Origin of the sequence: Lachnoclostridium phytofermentans, assembly GCF_000733755.1 — a bacterium.
Classification (GTDB): Bacteria; Bacillota; Clostridia; order Lachnospirales; family Lachnospiraceae; genus Lachnoclostridium; species Lachnoclostridium phytofermentans_A.
In genome coordinates this window covers 1643742-1667004 of record NZ_JPOF01000003.1, presented here as the reverse complement: position 1 = coordinate 1667004, position 23263 = coordinate 1643742, and the positions used below count along the sequence as shown (strand labels likewise).

General features: G+C 36.1%; 18 protein-coding genes. 1 reads left to right on the top strand and 17 read right to left on the bottom strand.

Annotation, left to right across the window (positions count from 1 at the left end; genetic code table 11):
• Window positions 1-186: 186 nt before the first annotated feature.
• The 3 genes from CC92_RS0112640 to truA all read right to left on the bottom strand — a co-directional run bounded on the left by CC92_RS0112640 (window position 187) and on the right by truA (window position 3229).
• Window positions 187-1521, bottom strand: coding sequence for an APC family permease (locus CC92_RS0112640; protein ID WP_029502543.1), 1335 nt, complete (start codon window positions 1519-1521; stop codon window positions 187-189).
• A 151-nt stretch (window positions 1522-1672) separates the two neighbouring features.
• Window positions 1673-2218 carry a stage V sporulation protein T gene (spoVT, locus tag CC92_RS0112635; RefSeq protein ID WP_029502544.1) on the bottom strand — a complete coding sequence of 182 codons (546 nt, stop codon included), beginning with the start codon at window positions 2216-2218 and terminating at the stop codon, window positions 1673-1675.
• A 216-nt stretch (window positions 2219-2434) separates the two neighbouring features.
• Window positions 2435-3229 carry a tRNA pseudouridine(38-40) synthase TruA gene (gene truA / locus CC92_RS0112630; RefSeq protein ID WP_051650678.1) on the bottom strand — a complete coding sequence of 265 codons (795 nt, stop codon included), beginning with the start codon at window positions 3227-3229 and terminating at the stop codon, window positions 2435-2437.
• 579 nt (window positions 3230-3808) lie between these two features.
• On the opposite strand from truA, the gene CC92_RS0112625 reads away from it, so the two are divergent.
• Entirely contained in the window at window positions 3809-5959 is a 2151-nt protein-coding gene (locus CC92_RS0112625; RefSeq protein WP_051650679.1) for an LTA synthase family protein, read from the top strand.
• Window positions 5960-6131: 172 nt separating this feature from the next.
• Here the strand turns inward: CC92_RS0112625 and CC92_RS0112620 are convergent, their stop codons facing one another.
• The 14 genes from CC92_RS0112620 to pth form a co-directional block, all read right to left on the bottom strand.
• Entirely contained in the window at window positions 6132-6968 is an 837-nt protein-coding gene (locus CC92_RS0112620) for a sugar phosphate isomerase/epimerase family protein (protein ID WP_029502547.1), read from the bottom strand.
• A gap of 58 nt (window positions 6969-7026) precedes the next feature.
• Entirely contained in the window at window positions 7027-7917 is an 891-nt protein-coding gene (locus CC92_RS0112615) for an alpha-hydroxy acid oxidase (protein ID WP_029502548.1), read from the bottom strand.
• Window positions 7918-8030: 113 nt separating this feature from the next.
• Window positions 8031-8483 (bottom strand): 8-oxo-dGTP diphosphatase, encoded by a 453-nt coding sequence (locus CC92_RS0112610; protein WP_029502549.1) that lies wholly within the window; start codon window positions 8481-8483, stop codon window positions 8031-8033.
• Between the two features lie 268 nt (window positions 8484-8751).
• The gene (locus CC92_RS0112605; protein WP_029502550.1) at window positions 8752-10602 is read right to left on the bottom strand and encodes a heavy metal translocating P-type ATPase; all 1851 of its coding nucleotides are present in this window, start codon (window positions 10600-10602) and stop codon (window positions 8752-8754) included.
• An 89-nt stretch (window positions 10603-10691) separates the two neighbouring features.
• Window positions 10692-10910 (bottom strand): cation transporter, encoded by a 219-nt coding sequence (locus CC92_RS0112600; protein ID WP_029502551.1) that lies wholly within the window; start codon window positions 10908-10910, stop codon window positions 10692-10694.
• A gap of 252 nt (window positions 10911-11162) precedes the next feature.
• Window positions 11163-12728 (bottom strand): glycine betaine ABC transporter substrate-binding protein, encoded by a 1566-nt coding sequence (locus tag CC92_RS0112595; protein ID WP_029502552.1) that lies wholly within the window; start codon window positions 12726-12728, stop codon window positions 11163-11165.
• Window positions 12725-13861 carry an ABC transporter ATP-binding protein gene (locus CC92_RS0112590; protein ID WP_029502553.1) on the bottom strand — a complete coding sequence of 379 codons (1137 nt, stop codon included), beginning with the start codon at window positions 13859-13861 and terminating at the stop codon, window positions 12725-12727. The genes CC92_RS0112595 and CC92_RS0112590 overlap by 4 nt, the downstream gene beginning before the upstream one ends.
• A 273-nt stretch (window positions 13862-14134) precedes the next feature.
• A complete protein-coding gene (locus CC92_RS0112585) occupies window positions 14135-14779 on the bottom strand; it encodes a TrkA C-terminal domain-containing protein (RefSeq protein ID WP_029502554.1) in 645 nt (214 codons plus the stop codon).
• 50 nt (window positions 14780-14829) lie between these two features.
• The gene (locus tag CC92_RS0112580) at window positions 14830-15222 is read right to left on the bottom strand and encodes an ArsR/SmtB family transcription factor (RefSeq protein WP_242841335.1); all 393 of its coding nucleotides are present in this window, start codon (window positions 15220-15222) and stop codon (window positions 14830-14832) included.
• A 214-nt stretch (window positions 15223-15436) separates the two neighbouring features.
• Complete coding sequence (locus CC92_RS0112575; RefSeq protein ID WP_029502556.1) at window positions 15437-16654, bottom strand: ABC transporter permease; 1218 nt, start codon at window positions 16652-16654, stop codon at window positions 15437-15439.
• A 1-nt stretch (window position 16655) separates the two neighbouring features.
• The gene (locus tag CC92_RS0112570; protein WP_029502557.1) at window positions 16656-17432 is read right to left on the bottom strand and encodes an ABC transporter ATP-binding protein; all 777 of its coding nucleotides are present in this window, start codon (window positions 17430-17432) and stop codon (window positions 16656-16658) included.
• A gap of 203 nt (window positions 17433-17635) precedes the next feature.
• Window positions 17636-18685 (bottom strand): peptidylprolyl isomerase, encoded by a 1050-nt coding sequence (locus CC92_RS0112565; RefSeq protein ID WP_029502558.1) that lies wholly within the window; start codon window positions 18683-18685, stop codon window positions 17636-17638.
• A 76-nt stretch (window positions 18686-18761) separates the two neighbouring features.
• A complete protein-coding gene (mfd, locus tag CC92_RS0112560) occupies window positions 18762-22301 on the bottom strand; it encodes a transcription-repair coupling factor (RefSeq protein WP_029502559.1) in 3540 nt (1179 codons plus the stop codon).
• A gap of 90 nt (window positions 22302-22391) precedes the next feature.
• Window positions 22392-22973, bottom strand: a complete 582-nt coding sequence (gene pth, locus CC92_RS0112555; RefSeq protein ID WP_029502560.1) for an aminoacyl-tRNA hydrolase — start codon at window positions 22971-22973, stop codon at window positions 22392-22394.
• Between the last annotated feature and the right edge of the window lie 290 nt (window positions 22974-23263).

The window sequence follows — 23263 nt, the reverse complement described above, 5'->3', positions numbered from 1 at the left end:
GGGCTCCTTTTCTATTCCTTGGTATTCTAGTCCATAGGGACTGATCCTTATACTTTGATAACTAGCTTGCCGTCTTACTATAGCGAACCTTCGCTAAAAATTCAATAGCAACTTTTGTAATCTCATCGTAATTTTATAACCTGTTCCATTCTTTTGAATCTAGAATTCTCATGAAATTCCTTTCATTCAAGAGGCATTGCCAGATGACTTTGTATACCAAAATCCACAGGACGCAACAATCGTTCCAATGACAGCAAAAAACCAGAAAGACGGATGCGATAAGGTTCCCGTTACTATAATAATGGAACCAATAATAGCTAAAATCGGTGCAACATAACCCATAAAAACACTCTTTATTTCACCCTGCTTCTTTAATTTCATAACGGTAATATACAGTATGATGAACATAAGGTAACTTAAACATATAGGAACCTCTGATACATCACCGATCATATTCGCATTCTGAGTAAGATAATTGATTAATATCCAAATACTACTAAGAACAAAAGCTAAAATAGCAGAATTGATTGGGATCCCATGTAATTTTTCAGACTGTTTTTTTAAAGCATCGCTACAAGGTAACATTCCTCTGTACGCTAGTGAATAAGGTAACTGAATATAAGCAAGCACAAGACCATTTAATGTACCTATCACCGAGATTATAACAAAAATTAAAATTAGTCTTGCACCAATACTTCCAAACACCTTAGTAGCAGCAAGATAAGTACTTTCATTTCCCTGCTGCATTACTGTATCAACTGATACCAAAGAGGTAATTCCTGCAAAATACATCACATAGCATAGTAATACTATAAAAGGTGCAAATATCAACGCAAGTGGTAAATTTCTTTTACTATTTTTGATTTCATGACATATCGTTGTAGATACCGACCATCCATCAAAAGAAAACGCAATCGGTGCAAAAGCTGCAATCCATCCGGGAGATGCAATGGCCTCCTTCATAACACTAGCATCCTTTGCAATAATCTCAGGTGCTTGGCCAAAGAATAAGCCAACTAATGCGATTAATATCAAAGGTATCAGCTTTACTATCATAGCCAAGTTCTGAAACACACCGCCAAGCCTGGCAGATAAAATATTTAATAAAAATATGATACAAAGTACTATAAAACCAATCAAACTACTGTTTTTTGGTGTACTTTCAATTCCAAACAATTGACATAGATAAAGCCCTGTCACCCAAGAAACTACTCCAATTAATGGAGCAAAATACATTGTAAGCTGAAACCATCCAATGGCCCCTGCGGTTCGTTTATTCACAAATTTTTCAGCATAGCCGATTAAACCTCCCGGTTCATCTGTTCTACTTGCTAACTGTGAGAACGTTAATGAACCGAAAACTATCGCTATTGCAGCGATTAAAAATACCAAGATACCAAGTAACATATTCCCATTGGTATATCGAAGTACATCATCCGACTTAAAAAAGATTCCGGATCCAATGACAATTCCAGTAATCATAGTAATGGCTGTTAATAACCCATAACGTTTTTCTTGCATAAAAACCCTTTCTAAAACCGTAGTATGACCAAAGAAATATAACCACACGAAAAAAGCGGAGGAATTAACCTTTTTTTACTATGCCCGGGCATAGCAAGGTAATTTCTCCGCTTATATGTCTAACCTGTCTTATTTTATTTTCACTAAGAGATTAGTTCTCCATCTGTCTTCCAAGGAATGCAGCTGCTGTAGCAGCAAGTTTATTCTCAACTTCGCCAAGCTTTGTCTTTGCATCTCTTGTAAGAATTAATACTGCTCCGATAGCATCACCTTCACAAATAATTGGTGCAATAACTTCATAGGCAATATCTTCATCATCAGAGCAAACACGGATAAATCCTTTTTCTTCTTTCGCAGCAGCTACTGTTTCGCGATCATTAATTAATGCCTCAAGCTCTTTACTAATTGGTTTTGTTACCCAATCCTTTTTCGCAGAACCAGCAATTGCAATAAACTGATCTTTGTCTGTAATAGCTACAATATGACCAGTCGTATGACCGATAGAATCCGCATATTGTTTCGCGAACTGTCCCAACTCACCGATTGGAGAATATTTCTTTAAAATAATTTCTCCTTCGCGGTCTGTAAAAATTTCTAATGGATCTCCTTCACGAATACGTAATGTTCTTCTAATTTCCTTTGGGATAACCACTCTTCCTAAGTCATCTATGCGTCGTACGATACCTGTTGCTTTCATGTAGCATATTCCTCCATTTACTTCTCAATCTAAGATGCTTGTCACTAAAATATTGCTATGACTATATTGTTTGTAAATTCAAGGAATTTATACCTATAATAAGAACCTATTTATCATAAAATATTTAAAATGATGGCATCTTTTGTCTATAGTTGCAACCCACCATTAATTATTCACCCTCGCACCATTACGTTAACCTAAGTATTAACCTAAGCATTATCTATTTTTTTCATAGATAACTTGTTTTAAAAATAACCCTTGTGGATACAGAGTTATACCAGCATATTCTCGCTTTTTCCCTAAAATAGCCTGCCCTACACTCTGCACACTTCTCTCTTGTATTCCAACCTCCAACAGCGTCCCAGAAAGTATACGTATCATATGATGTAAAAATCCATTTCCACGAAACGTAAGAATAACACCCTGTTGATTTCTATTCTGTCGCAGTTCTTCTATCGTTATTTCAGATATCGTACGGATAGTTGATTTACCATCCCTTCGATCTGTACAGAAACTCTTATAATCCATCGTACCAATGAGTAAGTTTGCTGCTTGCCTCATTGCATCCAAATCCAAAACTTTGCCACAAGGATAGGAATATTTACGAATAAAAACATTTTCCCGTTCTCTGGTATCTATGATATACTGATAGACTTTCTCTACCGCATCGAAGCGGGAATGAAAATGGAAAGGAGCTTCATTCACTTCGATTATCTTAATATCCTCCGGAAGAACTTGATTCATCTTTTGTCTTATAATATTTTCGTCGAGATTGGAGCGGGAATAAAAATTCGCCACCTGTCCAAGAGCATGCACCCCTGCATCTGTGCGGCCTGAGCCAATCAGCTTAATTGGTTCTAGCAAAACTTCAGATAGCAATCCTTCTAGTAACCCTTGTATTGATCTATCACCTATCGTTGCCTTAGGAAGTCTCTGCCAACCGCTATAGTTTGTCCCATCGTAGCTTATGGTTAGTTTTATATTGCGCTTTCTATCCATTTCACTAGGCATTTTTGCTCTCCCTCAAACTGATATACCCTTAGTGTTAATCTAGCACCCACACTAAGTTAAGATTTTACAGCTTTTTTCTAAATATTTCAAGTAAAATATTCTGAAAACCAAATTAGTAGTAGATACTCTATTTTATAATGGTTTATATATTATATGAAAAAGAAACCAATTCTTCAATATGTCACCAATGATTTTTTTAATTATTTTCTTAATCTATTATAAATATTATATCAAGAACATTAACTTTGTATGAATTTTAGAACTTAGTGTAACTAAATTTAATCTCGTACGAATAATATATTATTTTAGACTGTTAAAGTCCAAAATACCCCTAAGTCTGCAGTAGAGAATATCCTTCCATCTCCCTTTGTGAAAATGCCCTATATTTTGTTATAATAACTTAAAAATTCTTAAGAATTGCGCTATTGATTTTTTTTCTAAATGTGATAAACTGTTGTAGCATAAAATGATAGGATATTTTTTACATTCATTTCCTAACATTGAGAAATAATACAATTAAGAAAAGACTTTCCTAACAGACACTTATTAATCTCACTGCAACTTTTTGGAGGCAAGTATATGAAATTCATATCACAGAATGCGAAACCCATACTCGAGTCACTAAAGACTAAGTGTAAGCAACCACTTTTACAGTGTGTGCTTTTAGCCCTAGCTCTCAACATCTTTGTTGAAGTTATGTCGCGACGCTCTGTGTTTAAGGCCATTGCTTATTTATTTACGAATCCTTTGGTATTTCTATATAATACCACTATTATCTTAGTAACACTATCAATTGCACTATTCTTTAAGAGAAGATGGTTTGTTTATTTTTTAGTTTCTCTTGCTTGGGCTATCATTGGCGTTACTGATTTTATACTTTTACAATTTAGAACTACACCATTTACCGCTGTTGATATCACATTAATGAAATCTGCTCTTCAGATCTGGCAATATTATTTGAAATGGTTTCATTTAGTGCTAATTGGTATTGGTATCGTGCTTGCTATTCTTTCCTGTGTTATCGTTTGGAAAAAAGCCAAGCGTTATGACACCCGTTTACCATTAGTAAAGATAACAGTCTTCTTTGCAGTAACCTTAGTTTCTGCAACTTTGTTAACTGAACTCGGGCTTAAGACCAACCTCTTGGCTACAAATTTCGGTAATCTTGCAAATGCATATCACCAGTATGGTCTTCCTTATTGTTTTGTTAACAGCGTTATAAACACCGGTATTGATAAACCAGATATGTATTCCACAGAGGTTGTGAATACAATCGTAGAAGGAGTAGAACAGGGAAAGGTAATTAAATCTGCTGATATTTCACCTACAGCAGTACCAGAACCAACAGTCACACCTTCACCGATTCCGACCCCGACGGAGGTACCACCAATTGACCTTTCTGCGTCAGGTGGTATTACGGTAGCTTCAAAAGATACACCTAATATTATATTTTTACAATTGGAATCTTTTTTTGATCCTACACACATCAAAGGGGTTACCTTTACCGAAGATCCGATACCTAATTTTAGAGCATTAAAAGAAAAGTTCTCAAGCGGATATCTAAGCGTTCCAAGCGTTGGTGCAGGAACAGCGAACACAGAATTTGAAGTTATCACTGGGATGAACCTTGACTTTTTTGGGCCTGGAGAATATCCATATAAAACTATTTTACAAAAGACATCTTGTGAAAGCCTTTCCTTTAATTTAAAATCGCTGGGATATAGCGCTCATGCAATGCATAACAATGTTGGTACTTTTTACGACCGTAATACTGTATTTTCTCAGTTAGGTTTTGATACGTATACTTCAATTGAATACATGCAAGATATAGAACGTACACCAAATAATTGGGCAAAGGATAAGGTTCTTACACCAGAAATTATTCAGGTACTTAATACCACCAAAAATCAAGACTTGATTTATGCTATCTCGGTTCAAGGCCATGGAAGCTATCCTGATAGTGCTCTTATAGAGAATCCACGAATAGACTTAACATTAAGTGAAGACCTTTCTGATAGTTTATATTACCCACTCCTTTATTATACAAATCAAATCAAAGAAATGGATGAGTTTATCGGAGAGTTAATCGATGTTTTATCCTCACGAGGGGAAGAAACGATTCTCGTGATGTATGGTGATCACCTCCCAGGTTTTCAGCTTGAGGATACTGATTTAACGAATGGCACCTTATTTCAAACGGAGTATATCGTATGGAGTAACTTCGATATGCCGACACACGATGAGGATTTAGAAGCTTACCAATTATCTGCACATGTCCTCGATCTTCTTGATATTCACAATGGATTGATTACAAAGCTTCATCAAACTCAAAAGGATTCTGATATCTATTTAGAGGAGCTAAAGATTCTTGAATATGATATGTTGTATGGTGACTTGGAATGCTTTAATGGAACAAATCCATACACCAAGACAGAACTAAAGATGGGCACAGTCCCTATTAAAATTACGGAAGCTCACTTTGTACCCGCACCTGCGGAAAATGAAGGCACGGAAGAAGAAGTAAGTGCAAGCATCGTAGTAACGGGTAGTAACTTCACTCCATATAGCAAAATTCAGGTTAATGATACGGTTTATGAAACAACATTTATTAATCGTTCCATGCTAAGTGCACCGATTGAAGAATTGAATTCTGGTGATGTTATTACAGTAATACAAAGTGGTAATGATGGAGTCCCTCTTAGTTCTACGGATCCATATGTAATACCTTAAAGCTATGCAGGTAGATTTTTTAACATGAAGTTCAAAAAAGAAGACACTGGTAAGTTTACCATGTCTTCTTTTTTTGAATATGAATTATGATATCAATCATAGCCCTCTTGTTAAGTTATTTATTTTGAATGTTTGAAGTGTTTTTTTCTTTCTATGTCATCTATTTCATACTTTATGGTAGAGATACCCCTGCAAGCATCGCTTGTTTCCTCACATATTCTGCAGCCTTTTTATAACTTTCAAAATCCGGCAAATGTTCAACAAATAGTGTTGTGTCCGTTCCTAATCGTTCACATAAACGCGTAATCAATTGATAATTAAGTATTCCTTTTCCTGGCATAGTTTCATGAATCAGTGTTGTAAATTTATTTTCCATCCATACATCTTTTCCATGAATGCTCTTAATCATCGGTCCTAACTTTTCAAAACACTCTTTGATAAATTCCTCATGGTATGTATAGCGCTTTGGACAGTTTATCATGTTAACAAAATCAAGATGTACTCCAAATGCACTGCGGTCTACATCCTGGATTAACTTTAAATATTCCTCTGGAGAATCCGGAACCATCCATGGCATTGGTTCAATTGTGTAGTAGGTTCTCGTTGGTTTTACTGCATCAATAATCTCGCGGATGCTATCCACAACGAGTGCATAGGTATCGCTTTGATAATTTTCCTTATAGCACCCATCCCATAATTCTCCACGGCTACCGGAGATATTAACACAGCAGTTCGCCCCAAGTTCTTCTGCCAAAGCCAGTTGGTTTTTACAATAGGTAAGAGCCTCTCTTCTTTCCAACTCATCTAATGCGATTGCATTTTTCCATGCCCCTACTTCACCTATAATCAAGTCATGCTCTTTCACACATTGAAGATAATCTCTCTTTTCGTCCTGACTCGCCCTATAATCAATCGGTGAAAGCACAGCCCGGTAACCAAGCTCATTCACCAACTGATACCATTCTTGGGGATTAGAATATGGTTTTTCTATTCCACCACCAATTCTCATAATAATTCTCCTTCCTTTCATATAAACACCAATCCAAACAATAAATCAACTTTTTATGTTAATCTCTATTCCAAATAACGGAGGAATCAATATGATTAATATCAGGAGAGCATGTACGTGCCATAACACCTGCCAGTTCCTCAGTCATTTTTACTATCGTTTCCTTTACCCCATTTGCACCTTCTCTTGATAGCGGGTCCATGATTATTCTACCTGCAGATACTGCACTTGCTCCTAGTGCCAATGCTTTGAAGACATCCATTCCACTAACAACACCACAATCCACAAAAATAGGAATATGTTTATTTACAATAGAAGCTATTTTAGGAAGAATTCTTAGTGGTGGCACCGCATAATTCATAATTCCATGGTGGTGTGAAACTACTATCCCTCTAACTCCTGCTTCCAGGCATTTTATCGTATCTTGCTCACTAAGCACACCTTTTATGATGAATGGCAAATTCGTTGATTTTACAAACTCTTTGATTTCATCCAAAGATTTTGAAGTCATCGGATGGCCTAACACATTATCATATTTTCCATTACCGGAAAAAGCATGATCTACGTCAATTCCAACTGCCAGCACCCCACATTTTTTTGCATGTTCTATCTTCTTAAAAATGATTTGATTATCCGCATAAGGTTTTATAATTTTAATTATTTTGGCTCCAGTTGAAGTAATTTCCTCTAATTCCTCTTCCTCTCCCATACCAGCCCAATTCACAGCATTTGCAAGGAAAGCTCCTTTTGCCATTTCCACCATACCATTTTCTCTTACCTTATTTAGGTGTGACAAAGCTGCCATCATGATAGGGGTGTCAAATCTTTCTCCATAAAGCTCTAGTGTTGTTGATGGTATTATTGAGTCGATATGTCTCATTTCAATTAACAATGAGTCAAAGTAATCCCTGGTTATTATATTCGAATCACTTGTTCTTAAATTCTCCATAGTTATTATACTCCTATCTACACATTGTTCTCAAAAAAACTGCTTTAGCACCATCCCTCGATAATGAAAGCATGTATAATTTTATAGATATAACTTCAAATACCACGTTTCACCTATAGTAACCCTAGCTTCCACTCACCCCCAGATTTATGATAATAACACTCACTCAAATCCTCTGACTCAAACACCTCTATCATCTGTTCAAAATCCTCTGCCAGAACATAATTAGTTAGATCAGCACGAGAGATAAAGAAAACTTCTCCTTCTTCCGAGGATCTTAATTCACCCTCAAACTGACTTGCTTTATAGAATAGAACGATATATCGTTCTTCTTCCTTTGTTTGGAATTGTTTTATCCCACAAAGAATAGGATTCTTAATACTAAGTCCTGTCTCTTCTTTGACCTCTCGAATAACAGACTTTACAAAGGATTCCTTTTCTTCTACATGTCCTCCAGGGAATGTTATCCCTGGCCAATCTTTATTCTTACGGTCCTGAACTAGTATTTTATCCTCATATGTAATCATACACATATTCGTAAATATTGCCTTTTCACTTCTACTCATCTAAAATTTCTCTCCTGTTTTACCCTTAATGAAACTAAAATTAAGAATTTAATACATCGCTATATTCTGAGGTTTATCTTAAATTTATTATACTGCAAATAACCTAAATTAACCAGTTGTATTCTTAAGAAATCAAATACTAAAACCCTAGATCATTTGTATCCTATACAAATAATCTAGGGTTCTTACTTAAACAGAATAATTTAGAAAAATAAATCTGACTATATCATTATACATAATAAAATAAAGTCTCATCTAAACGAAAATACTAATCTTTCAACGCTCTAATAGAATTTAATATCGCAATCACAGAAACACCAACGTCTGCAAACACAGCTTCCCACATATTAGACAATCCAATCGCTCCAAGGATTAAGATAATGCCTTTCACGCCAAGTGCAAAGATAATGTTCTGTTTTACAATTCGAATCGTTTTACGTGCAATTCTTATTGCAGTTGCCAACTTCTGTGGATCATCATCCATGATAACAACATCTGCTGCCTCAATAGCTGCATCCGAACCAAGACCACCCATTGCAATTCCTACATCTGCTCTGGCAAGAACAGGTGCATCATTAATGCCATCACCAACAAATGCAAGCTGGTCTTTCTCACCACGTTTTGCTAACATCTCTTCAAATTTCTCTACCTTATCTGCTGGAAGTAATTCCGTATATGCATGATCTAGGGATAACTCACTTGCAATTGCCTCACCAACAACTTTTGCATCTCCTGTTAACATTACAAGGGAGTTCACTCCACTGTTTCTTAAATCTTTTATTGCAGCCTTACTCGTTGGTTTTATTTCGTCACGTATTTCGAGATATCCTGCATAATTACCATCGATAGCAACATGAATCGTAGTACCTATTGGTTTTACTTTTGATAGCTGCTTTATTTCAATTTTTTGTTCTGCCATCAACTTAGCATTTCCTGCATAAACCTGCTGTCCATCTACTATTGCAGAAATACCAAAACCGGCGATTTCTTGTACTTCGCGGATGCGGTCCATAGAAAGCTCTTTTCCAAATGCAGCTCGTATCGATGCTGCAATTGGATGACTTGAATGGCTTTCAGCAAGCGCAGCTACTTCTAATAAATTCTCTTTTGTTACAGAATTCGTTACAATATCGTGGACAACAAAGTTACCCTTTGTTAAGGTACCAGTCTTATCAAATGCGATTGCTGTGACTTTCGATAACGACTCTAGATAATTACTACCTTTGATTAAGATACCCTTCTTAGAAGCACCACCAATGCCTCCAAAGAATCCAAGCGGAATTGAAATTACAAGAGCGCATGGACAGGACACAACTAAGAAAATAAGAGCACGATATAACCAATCGGAAAATAAAGCACCTGGTACAAATATTGGCGGTATTACTGCTAATAAAGCTGCAAAGATAACTACGGAAGGAGTATAATACTTCGCAAATTTCGTAATAAACGCTTCGCTTTTTGCCTTACGATCACTAGCACTTTCTACAAGTTCTAGAATTTTAGAAACCGTAGATTCTTCGAATTCTTTTGTTACTTCTACCTCGATTGTACCATTCAAATTAATACATCCACTAATTACTTCATCTCCTACTAAAGATTCTCTAGGAAGTGACTCACCAGTAAGGGCACTCGTATTAATGGAGGTCTGGCCAACCACAATCTTACCATCTAGTGGAATCTTTTCACCAGGTTTAATTAAGATTCGATCTCCTGGCATGACCTCTTCTGGATCTACTACCTTCACTTCCCCATCTTTTATTACGTTCGCATAATCTGGTCGTATATCCATTAACGCTGTAATAGACTTACGAGATTGAGCAACTGCATAAGACTGAAAGAGTTCTCCTACCTGATAAAATAGCATAACAAAAATACTCTCATCATATTTTGCTATAGCAAATGCACCTATGGTTGCGATTGACATAAGAAAGTTCTCATCCAATACATGCCCCCGGATAACGTTACGAAACGCATTCCATAGAACATCATAGCCAATAATTAAATAAGCAGCAATGTATAATAGTAAGGTTACAATATTAGGCAATGGTAAAAGAATTGCCAATAAGAATATTGCAGCACTTATGATAATTCGAATTAAATTCTTTTTATGCTTATTCACTGAAGCCACCTCCCACCTTTTCTATGTTACTTTTATTTTTATCTATGTTAGTTATATTATTTCAAAATCAAAGTATCTTAAACGAAACATTATAATTTTAATACAACATCTGGCTCTACTTTATGAATTACTTTCTCTGCCTGTTTTAAAATGTCTTCCATCTGCTCCTCTGGTGCAATGATTGTCATCTTCTGCATAAGAAAGCTTACTGTTACCTTCTCAACACCTGAAATCTTTGATACTCCATCTTCCATCTTAGCTGCACAATTTGCACAATCTAAATTTTCTAATTTTACTACTTTCTTCATACTATTCTCCTCTTCTTTCATTTATTAATTCAATTACCAGCACTCGTTGTGAGTATGCTTTTCTTAACCCTGTAAATAAATAATTCTATAATTGAACAATTGAACAATTAAACAATCATTTAATCGTTGACTTTATTATATCACAATATCATATGCTGTCAATAAGAAAATGAGACTTAAAGTAAAAAAAGATAATCTATAAAAAGCTTATCCGCCAATTATAGATTATCTTACTTTTTTTACTTATATTACTTAAGGGATTAAATTCTGATTTTGCAAAAATTCCTTTGCTACAGCTTCAGGACTTTTTTGCAGTTCATCCACTTGATAATTTAATTCAAGCATTATGTCATTTGTCAATACCTCTCCAAGTTCCTCTAAGAGTGGTATAATTTCCGGATATTGTGCTAAGCTCTCCGAACGAACGATTGGCATAGCATAATAAGGTGGGAAAAATGCTTTATCATCTTCTAAAACAGTTAATCCGAATTTTTTCAATAATCCGTCTGTAGTAAACGCATCAACTATATCAACATCTTTATTTACAAGTGCGGTGTATCTCGGAGCCCCATCCATTGCAATGGTTTCTCCGATTGTAAATCCATACTCCTTTTGTAAACCAGGCAATCCATCTTCCCTGTTTAAAAATTCAAATGTTGTACCTGATTTCATTGTCGGAGCTACTTTCGCTAGATCACTTACTTTCTCTAGCTGATACTTCTCTGCAGTGTCCTTCGTTACTGCTAATGCATAAGTATTATTAAAACTCATCTGTTTTAGAACATCAATATCGTACTTTGATTTAAATTCTTCCTTTACTATATCAAATACTTGATCCTTATCTTTCTTTTCTGTATGTCCTAGCGTACTTGTGTATGCCGTTCCACTATATTCTACATACATATCGATCTCACCTTTATTCAATGCAGCAAAACATACTTGCGTTCCACCAAGGTCTAACTTCCTATCCACTACAATATCGGTATTACTTTCAATAATATCTGCAACAAGATTACTGAGAATCGCCTGTTCTGTATAATCTTTAGAACCAATCGTAATTACCTTCTGATTATTTGCATTCGTGCCTTTTGTAGTGAACGCAAAAATGGCTATGATAACAACTAGTGCACCTGCAAGTATTCCTTTTTGTACTCCACGTTTTCTCTTCTTTGCACTATTTTCACCTTTTTGTAAACTAATAGGTGTTACAAGCTTCTCCACAAGACCAATTAAGAAATCTACAAATAAGGCAAGTAGACACGCTGGTATAGCTCCAGCTAAAATCTGATTATTATTAACTGTTCTAATTCCGGAAAATACCAGATATCCTAACCCGCCGGCGCCGATAAAAGCAGCCATAGTCATTAATCCAACCGCAGTTACAGCAGCAATTCTTACACCTGCCATAATCACTGGTAATGCAAGTGGTATCTGAACCTTGGTTAATACCTGAAATGGAGTTAATCCAATCCCTTTTGCAGCTTCTAGGGTCTGTGGATTAATATTATCGATTCCGGTATAAGTATTCTTAATTATCGGTAGTAATGAATACAAGATAACGGCTACTACCGCTGGAATCATACCTATTCCTAAGAATGGAATCATAAATCCTAACAGTGCCATACTAGGAATTGCTTGAATTATATTGGCTACCATTAAGATAGGTTTACTCGCTCTTTTCGCATATGCTATTAAGATTCCTAATGGCACACCTATTAATATGGCAAACCCTACAGATACTGCGGTAAGTTTAATGTGCTCTAATAAAAGCCCTATAATCTGTTCGTAATTATTTGCTATATAATCTATGAAATTCATACCTCCACCTCCTCATCCTCATTATAGTACTGCTGACTTAGTGTGGTAACTAGATTGCTACGGGTGACTAACCCAACCAAACATCTATCTTCATTAATTACTGGAATGGTTGAGATTTTCTGTTCTGTCACTAATTTTAATGCATCTACTAAGGTATGATCGGGATTTAATGTTGGGAACTCAGTGTCCATGAAATTTTCTGCAGGTTTTGCCCTATCCCCAACACTTCTTAACTGGCTGGCTTTCACAATACCTTGTAAGTGGCGATTTTCTGGATTAATAATTAGAAGGCTATCAACTTTATGTTGACGCATTTTATCAATGCATTTTAAAACTGAGAGATCTTTTGTCGCTGTGACTGGTTTATTCATCATAATGTCATGAACTTTAATAAATTCTGGGGATGACCAGATTCGATTTTTACCTACGAAGTTCGATACATAATCATCAACCGGATTTTTTAAGATATTCTCTGGTGTATCATATTGGAGCACACAACCTTCCCTCATGATACATATCTTATCCGCTATCTTTATCGCTTCATCCATATCATGAGTGACAAAAACTATTGTCTTTTTTAACTTTGACTGCAGTTCTACTAATTCATCTTGTAGATCGGACCTTGTCATCGGATCAAGAGCAGAAAATGGTTCATCCATTAAAATAACGTCAGGATTATTGGCAAAGGCCCTAGCAACACCAACTCTTTGTTGCTGTCCTCCACTTAATTCTGTTGGGTAACGGTTAATAAAATCCTCATAATCAAGTCCTACCATGTGCATTAATTTCTTGGTATTTTCCTTAATACGTTCGGAATCTGCTTTTAGGATCTTTGGTATAATTTCTATATTTTCTCTAATTGTCATATGAGGAAACAAACCTGTTTGCTGGATTACATAACCAATCTTTCTTCGTAAGGCTACTTCATCTAGCGACAGGATATCCTTTCCATCAATCTGAATAGAACCACTGGATGGTTTGATCAGTCGATTTATCATCTTTAACAATGTTGTTTTTCCACATCCACTTTCCCCAATAATTGCAACTAGATTACCTGTATCAATAGTGAAAGTAACGTCTTTTAGTATCTTATTTGACTTAAAACTTTTTGATATGTTAGAAAATTGAATCATAATATTTTACCTCCTTACTCGAAGTAACAACCTCTATACTAATATAAAGTTGTTACTTTGTCAAGAATAATTCACCATCCTACAAAGCAAGTGATAAGTTCTAAACTAAAATTCCCTCTATTCTTGTCATTAAAATATCAAGAGATTATAGTATCTGAAAAAAACAGCAAATCGATTCATAAGATATTCACTGCGCAAGAGAGTAACCTTATAAAAGGGCAATTTTCTAAGGACATAAAAAGCACCCACTATAGAATGGGTGCTTTCTCTGGACTATTCATTTATCGATGGATACAAAAAATTCTTAACTCGAATTGGAGCATCGTCCTGCGTTATAAAATACAAAATATCATGTTCTTTGATATGAGTATATGGGCCAGGAGAAATCATGGTAGCATCCCCTCGGCGTATCGCAATCACGGTTGCGCCAGTATGTTGCCAAAATTGTAAATCTGCTACGGTTTTGCCAAGATAGATACAGTTTTTTGTAATTAATATTTCAAATGGCATAAATGGATTTAATGAGCGAAAATGTTCGGAAGCAGAAATAAGTTCCGTCAAATGTTGATTCATAACTTCCATCTCATTTCTTTGTCTTGCAATGCTTTGATGAATATTATCCTTGATTGTATCAATCGTTTGGCGTTTACTATACTGCTTAATAAACTTTATCGCATTTTCTGTTGATTTAATTGTAACACCACTCCCTTTTTCAGATGATACAATTTCCAAATCGCACAAAACGCAGATAGCTCTTCTGGCAGTTTCCGGAGACACTCCATACTGCCCTGCAATGGAAGAACGAGCATATATCTTATCTCCCACCTTGTATTCTTCACTTGCAATCCTTGATGCAATTTCTACTGCAATCTGTTGATATCTAGGGATCGCAGTCTTATTCTTCCTCTGTTCCTCCATCTTGGATTCCTCTTTCTATGATTCACAATCAAAATTAGTAGCTATAAAACCTATCTTGAAACACCGCAATTAATTTCAAAAATACTGTCTACCATCTTATGAATTAAAATTGCTTTCGGTGTATCCTCTAATGTATATAAGACCTCTTTTCCAACTCTTCTGCTCTTTATAATTCCAGTCTGTCTTAACGTTTTTAAATGATGCGATACCGCAGGTGCTGTCATACGCACTGCAGCTGCTATATCATTTACACACTCTTCGCTATGACATAATAACCAAAGAATACGAAGTCTTGTACCATCACTTAGCTGGCTAAAGACTTCTGCTGCCATTCCAAATTCATGTTCCTGCGGAATGTTGTGTAGTAGCTTTGTAAGACCTCCATCATGATTATGCAGTTGTGATTGTTCCACTGGCATCGAAGTTTCTTTTTTCCCTAACATATCTTTCTCCATTCCTGCGCATTAATGGGCGCTTTCAAGACTAGTACAAAAGCTACACCGCACAAATCTTGTCGATAAAAGAATACAATTTATTAAAAATTCTTTCCTACTCTCTGTCATGGCACCACAAATCTATGGATACCTGCCTGCTTATCCTACCATTATAGCATGATATGATAAGAAAACAAGGGCACATAGACTGGTACGCCAATACCTAAGCATTAAACATAATCTTTTCGCTATTAAACGCTTTTGCAATGGCAATTGTTACAAGGATTGCAAGAACTAAAGTGGAGAAGCTGGATATACAAAATTGTGCTAGCGTTAGCTCATTCGTCATAATATTTTGAATTGCTAGTGAGTTCCCGTATACCGGAATTGCATATTGATAAAGAGGCTTTTCTAATCCCCCCTGATACATAGTAAGCATACCAGCCACAATAATTATAATATAAAGTGGCGATATGTAGGAGCTTGCCTCCTTTGCTGTCTTTGCGAATGTACTAACAAGGGCAACCAATCCGACATATAGATACACCATAATTATCATAATAATAAGTAATGCTAGTATCTGTGTCACTTCAAATCGAACACTAAGTGCTCCTCCCTCTGAACTGATATCTCCAGCCATCATCGGCATCGCTATTATCATGGAGATTGCATATACAACAGCGGAAATACTGGATAACACAGCAAGAGAGCTTAATTTACCTAACACTATTTCACTTCTTTTTATTGGTGTTAACAAAAGTTTTGCCATTGTCCCACGTTCTTTTTCACCTGTAATGGCATCTACCCCAAGGCTCATCGCACCGACAAATAACATGAAGGTAATCATATACGGTAATAGCATTGCTAAAAACTGCCCATTTTGCTTATCCTCATCCACGATGACCTTGTCTGCAATCTGGAATACCTGCAATATCTCAAGATTCCCTAATCGGTTAGTTAATAACTGTTGTTGTAGTGGCTCAAGGATCATACTTCGAAACTTACTCTCCGCTTCTTGTGAGTACTTTGCAGCTGTATTATAATATAGCGTAACTTTCGGAATAGTATCACCGGATTTCTCATAAGAAGCTATGGTATTATGAAAACTATCCTCAAAAGATACAAGTAAATCAATAGACTCCTCTAATATCATTTCTTCATAATCTTTAGCAGAAATTTCTTTGGTAAGAAACGTGACCTTAGCATTTTCTAAAAAGCCTGACGCCTTTACGAAACTTTCATATTCCTTCGGCATGTTCTGAATATAAACTATGGATTCATGTTTTTTTATATCATCAACCATCTGATGAATCATTACACCAATTAAGGAGTACATTCCGATAATAATGATTCCAGGAAGGATAAATAAGCTAAAAATCATTTTTTTATCTTGAAAAATACGCCTAAGTTCTTTCTTGAAAATAATTTTTGCACCATTCATCTTACGCTTCCTCCTTATTATAGGTTTGATAAAGCTCAAAGAAAGCATCTTCTAAATCATTTGTCTTTGTCTCTTTTAGGATTTCTGATAAAGTACCTTCAATTACCTTTCGTCCTTCTATGATAATTCCAATCCTGTCACACAGTTTTTCTGCCTCACTCATGATATGAGTTGAAATAATGATAAGTTTTCCTTCTTTTTTTAGCTCCTTTAAATATTCTGTCACACTTCGTGCGGTCACAATATCTAGTCCACTTGTAGGCTCATCAAAAATTACAATCTTTGGATCATGTGCTAAAGAGACCGCAATCGCCGCCTTCTGTTTCATTCCTGTAGATAGTTCCTCAATCTTTTTATCTTGAAAAGGTGTAATTCCAAAGTAATTGAATAACTTTTCTCTACGCTCTGTGCATTCTCTTTCTGACACACCATGAAGATTAGCAAAGAAATGAAACATATACTTTGCAGAGAATTGTGGGTCTAATTTGATCTCGTTTGTCAGAAAACTAATACATTCTCTAACCTTCTTAGATTGCATCACTGTATCAAAGCCATTCACCTTTATAGAACCTTTTGTTGGCTTTAATAGAGTTGCTACACATCGGAGTATTGTCGTCTTTCCTGCGCCATTAGGACCTAACAGTCCATAAATCTCCCCTGGTTTTGCAGTTAAGCTAACATTATCAGTTGCACATTTTAAAGTTTCTTTTGTTTTTAACTGTCGCATTTGGCGCTTCGTTAGTTTATAAATCTTGGTCAAATGATTAATTTCTATCATACTCCCACCCCCTTATTTTGAACTAATTCTTTACATATTTCCTGACTGAAAGATTTTTCTTTCGCTTAGAAAAGCATGCCTACTTAATACCCGTGTGAAAGTTTTTCTCACACTTCAAAACATGCCTCTTAGTAGGCTGGAAGTTCGTGCCGAGGATTACGCAGGCACAAACTTCTGTGTAAAAGAACTTCGTTCTTTCACACTTACTGCACTAATACCCCTGTAATATCGATGGAGTTCCAGATTTCTTCGTCTAGCTTAACATCTTTTTCCTTCTCCCATTTGCTATACTCTACATCAAACGCTTCTTCTTGTCGTTCAATGATAATGTCTTCCTTTTTGCTATCTGTAGCTTCACGATCTAATAAAGAAACACAATGGAAAATAAAATAACCTTCTGCCGTATCAATGACTTCACTGATTTCCCCTTCCTCTAGGGCAAATGCTACTTTCTCTAGTTCTTCTTTCATATCACCTTTTCCAACTGTGATTTTCACTTCATCTTCATCGTCGGAATTTGCTTTCGCAAAATCGTAAAAGTTATTCGCATTAAGTGCTTCTTCTCTTAACTTATCTGCACGATCTTTTGCTTCCTTTTGCTGTTCCTCTGTATACTCAATTCGATTTCCATTGGCATCATATCCATACTTTCCAACTAGGATATATTCAAATACTGCTTGCCTTGCTAACTCATCAGATACTTCCGTATCCACATTTAATGTTAGGCTTTCATAAATCTTATTAGCAAGCATATTGTCTTTATAGATTTTATTCACAACCCCTTTGTTTACATTATAGTACTCTAATGCTTCTGGAGAAAAATTACTAATAAAGTCTGCGGTATATTCATCGACATCCAATAACTCATCTTCCGATAATGTTATCCCTAACTCTTCTGCCTTCGAGCAAACGAGCATCAGGTATTCTATCTCTTCATATACCGAATCTTTTAATAATTGCTCGTAAGTGGTACCTTCGTCATCAACCACAAGACTCCATACATCCTTGCCATATAACCCCTCAATCTCTTCTTTTCTTGACTGAAGATATAATACTGCTTCTTCATAGCTAACCGTAATATCGTTAACCGTAAGAACAGTTTTTCCCTGTTTTTCCTTTGCAGACATCTCTGGCGCTACAGTCACCCCATCTTGATTTGTTACATCTTTATCTTTCTTATTGCCACATGCCCACAGTGAAGTTGCTAAGGCTATCACCAATACTATCGTGCCTATTCTTTTTATCTTTCTCATCTTATCCTCCATTCCTGCGCATGCTCATTGCGCTTAAGAAGTTTGTATCTCCCTTTCGTCTCTATCTATTCATCTCTTATACAAGGACTTGAAACTCTAATAAGAGAGATTTTGCACTCTCAAATACTGCTAATGTGTCTATCGTGCCTATCTTTGTATTCTTGACCACATTGGTCATATGATAGGTGAAAAACGGAGTGGCACCTGGGGTCATTTTTAAATTATTTCCTACCTTTAGAAGAAGCTCTGGTATCATCTCAACTTTGATCTTTGCCTTTGGATACATCGTTAACTTTATCTCCGTTCCTTTTTGAACAAGATTGCTAACGTAAACCTGATGAGCCATTGATTTAAGCAATGCGATGTTTAAAAGATTATTTACAGAGGTTGGGATGTCTCCAAAGCGGTCAAGCATCTCTTCTTGCATATCCATAAATTCTTCTTCATTCTCTATTCCAGCGATGCGCTTATACATATCAAGCTTTTGCATCTCATTCCTAATATAAGTCGAAGGAATAAAGGCATCCATATCCATGTCAATGCTGGTATCAAAGGTATCCTCCTCACTAATCTCTCCCTTTAACCCTTTCACTGCATCATTTAGCATCTTGCAGTATAAATCATAACCGACTGCTTCCATATGACCACTTTGTTGAGCTCCTAGAAGGTTTCCTGCACCACGAATTTCAAGATCTCGCATTGCAATCTTAAAGCCTGATCCAAGCTCTGTGAATTCTTTAATTGCTTGCAAGCGCTTTTCCGCGACTTCTTTTAGTAACTTATCTCTCTTATACATGAGGAATGCATAAGAAGTACGGTTAGAACGTCCAACACGACCACGAAGCTGATATAGCTGTGATAAACCAAGCTGATCGGCATTATCAATAATCATCGTATTTACATTCGATATATCAAGACCAGTCTCTATAATCGTTGTTGATACTAAAACATCTATTTCTCCATTAATAAACTCAAACATAATCTTTTCCAGCTGATGTTCATGCATCTGTCCGTGGGCAAATGCTACATTCGCATCTGGAACTAGCTTTGCTATTGTATTTGTAATCTCATCCAGTCCATTGACGCGATTGTGTACATAATACACCTGACCACCTCTTGCTAATTCGCGGTTAATTGCTTCTCTTATAATTTCATCATTATGTTCTAACACAAAAGTCTGGATTGGCAAACGATCTACCGGTGGCTCTTCTAAAACACTCATATCTCTGATTCCAACTAAGCTCATATGAAGAGTTCTTGGAATCGGAGTTGCAGTAAGGGTAAGAACATCGATATCGCCTTTCATTTGTTTGATTTTTTCCTTATGAGTAACGCCAAAACGCTGCTCTTCATCAATAATTAAAAGTCCCAGATTTTTATACTGTACATCTTTTGATAACACGCGATGGGTTCCAATTAAAATATCAAGCTGTCCCTTTTTTAATCGCTCTAATGTCTTCTTTTGTTGTGCTGGTGTTTTAAAACGACACAACATATCAATATTGATTGGGAAATTCATCATTCTCTGGCTAAACGTATTGTAATGCTGTTGCGCTAAAATCGTAGTTGGTACTAAAAATACTACCTGTTTTCCATCCGATACCGCTTTAAATGCTGCGCGGATTGCAATTTCTGTCTTTCCATAGCCAACATCCCCGCAGATTAAACGATCCATAATTTTTTTACTTTCCATATCTCGTTTGGTATCATCAATCGCTCTTAATTGATCATCCGTTTCTTCATATGGAAACATTTCTTCGAATTCCTTTTGCCAAACCGTATCTTCGCAGAAAGCATGACCTGCTTTTGCTTGTCTGGTCGCATAGAGTTCTACTAGCTCTTTGGCAATTTCTTTTACCGCTCCCTTTACTTTTGCTTTTGTATTTTTCCACTCTACAGAGTTTAATTTATTAAGTTTTGGCTTTCTAGCATCTGCACCTGCATATTTTTGTATTACATCTAAACCGGTTGCTAAGATGTAGAGTACTCCACCGCCTCCATACTCTAATTTTATATAATCTTTACTTACTTTATCAACTTCTATTTTTTCAATACCACGGTAAATTCCTAATCCATGATTTTCATGTACGACATAATCACCAATATTTAAATCAGTAAAACTTTGTATCTGTTTACCTTCATAATTAGGTTTTTTCTTTCTCTTCTTTTTCTCAGTACCAAAGATATCGCTTTCTGAGATGATAACAAGCTTAATTAACGGATACTCAAAGCCACGGTGAACACTGCCGTGCATAACCACAATTTCACCCTTTACTGGTAGTCTATCTTCATCTTCACTATAAATAGCAGGTAATTCATTATCTCTTAAGTCTTGTGCTAATCTTGCTGCTCTAGTTCTGGAACCAGAAAGCAAAATCACACGGTAACCGTTTCTCTTCCAGTTTTGCAAATCTTTTATTAGGATTTCAAAATTATTATTATATGGATTGACACTTTTAACGGTTATATCCACTTTCTTTTTTGCAGCAAGCTGCATTACCTTATGGTTCATCGTACTAATTAACACACTATTTCTACGACTAAGATTTGCTAATAGCTCCTTATAATCATAAATAACATCCATCTGACTTGGTAAAATGTATCCTTTTTCAATACGTCCTACCATGCTCTCCGTAAATTCGGTAAATACAGCTTCGCCCTTCTCTGCAAGGCGATTTGGTTCATCTGCAAATATAATAGAACTATCATTGGCAAAGTAATCAAAGAAAGAACAAGTTTTATCATAAAAAAAACGTATATAGCTATCAAGATTTAAAGAACCTTGTAAGCACTCAAGATTTTCCTTAAACTCCTCGGTTATCTGATGAATCCTAGAAGCTTCCTCTGTCTTTTGCTCTCCTCGTAACTTAGCAACATACTCTTTTTGCTCTGCATTTATCCTTTGAAGTCCTTTTTTTAACGCTTCAGGCTCTAAAATAATCTCAGAAGCTGGATAGATCACTGCCGTGCTAACTCTTTCAATAGAGCGTTGGCTTCCAACATCAAAGGTACGAATGGAGTCAACCTCATCCCCCCATAATTCTATTCGGTAAGGGGCCTCCTCAGTTAATGGATAGATGTCTATAATACCACCGCGAATGGCAAACTCGCCCGGATTTTCAACCTGTCCCTGACGGTCATAGCCAAGGTGAATCAACTTTTCACATAGAGCCTCTATATCAATAGTGGAATCTTCTCTGATACAGATAATTTTATTGGATAGGTACTCCAGTGGTAATAATTTATCCATCCCACCATCAATTGTTGCCACTACTGTCATTGGTCTTCGTTCTAATAGATTCTTTAGAATTTTCATACGTTCTCTGACGATGGCATTTCCATGAATATCCGCACTGTAAAAAATAATATCCTTGGCAGGATATAAGTATACATTGCGGTCATAAAGCTTTAGATCTTCATAGATTTCTTTGGCTTTTATATCGTTATAAGTAATCACGAGCTTACATACAATCCCCTCAGAGAGCGCATGTATCAGGTGACATTTCTGTGAATCAATACATCCTGTGATTAAGAGTGGAAATTGATTTTTTTGAACACTTTGCTCAATTACTTGAAACTCCCGATATTCCTGCAAGGGCGCAGTAAATGTTTTCATGCTTTCCTCCATTCTTGTGCATGCTTATTCGTGCATATCACAATCCATTCGTGTGAAGCTATATCCCACACTTCTATATAAGAAGCCGTTTCAAGGCTTGGCGTTTGTTTCTTTTTTATTATAAAAATTCATTGCTACCTGTGTGCCCTCTGTAATAATAGTTTCACAAGCTTTCGAGGCTTTCGCAAGTGCATCTCTTACGACAGGCTCCTCTTCTTTTGGAAAACGAGCTAATACGTAATCTGCTAAATCCCAATTTTTCGGCTTATCTCCAACCCCAATTTTTATACGACAAAACTCATCGGAGCCCAAATGAGCAATGATATTCTTTATACCATTATGTCCACCAGCACTTCCTTTGGTTCTTATTCGTAGCTGCCCCACATCCAAGCTGATATCATCATAGATTACAATAATCTCTTCCTTTGTTACTTTATAAAAATCAATTAATTCTCTTACACTTTCCCCACTTAAGTTCATAAAGGTCTGAGGTTTTGCTAAGATTACTTTCTCTCCACCAATCATTCCCTTTCCACAAATGGCTTTATGCTTTTTTGTATCGAGCGATATATGATAGTCATCTGCTAATCGTGTTATTGCATCAAATCCAATGTTATGTCTGGTTGCTTCATATTCTCTTGTCGGATTTCCTAATCCAATAATTATATACATGATTCTCCTCATTTCTACGCTACTTTAGCGCATTTAAAGCTATTTATTTTCTAAAAAGGTTTGAACATAGGTACAACTTCACCCTCTAATGTAATACACCATTTTATATCAAACCCTCATACCGAATCAAAGAAGATTGGTTTTTTACATTCTTGTGTAGTAAAATTTAATTGAAACACAGTATACCGCACATATCCTTTCCCTAGGGTTTTGTGGGTAAGGAATACCTGCGGTTTCTTAACTTGTTAACTTTTATATTCTTATTTCTTTTTATTTGCTCACTTCTATTA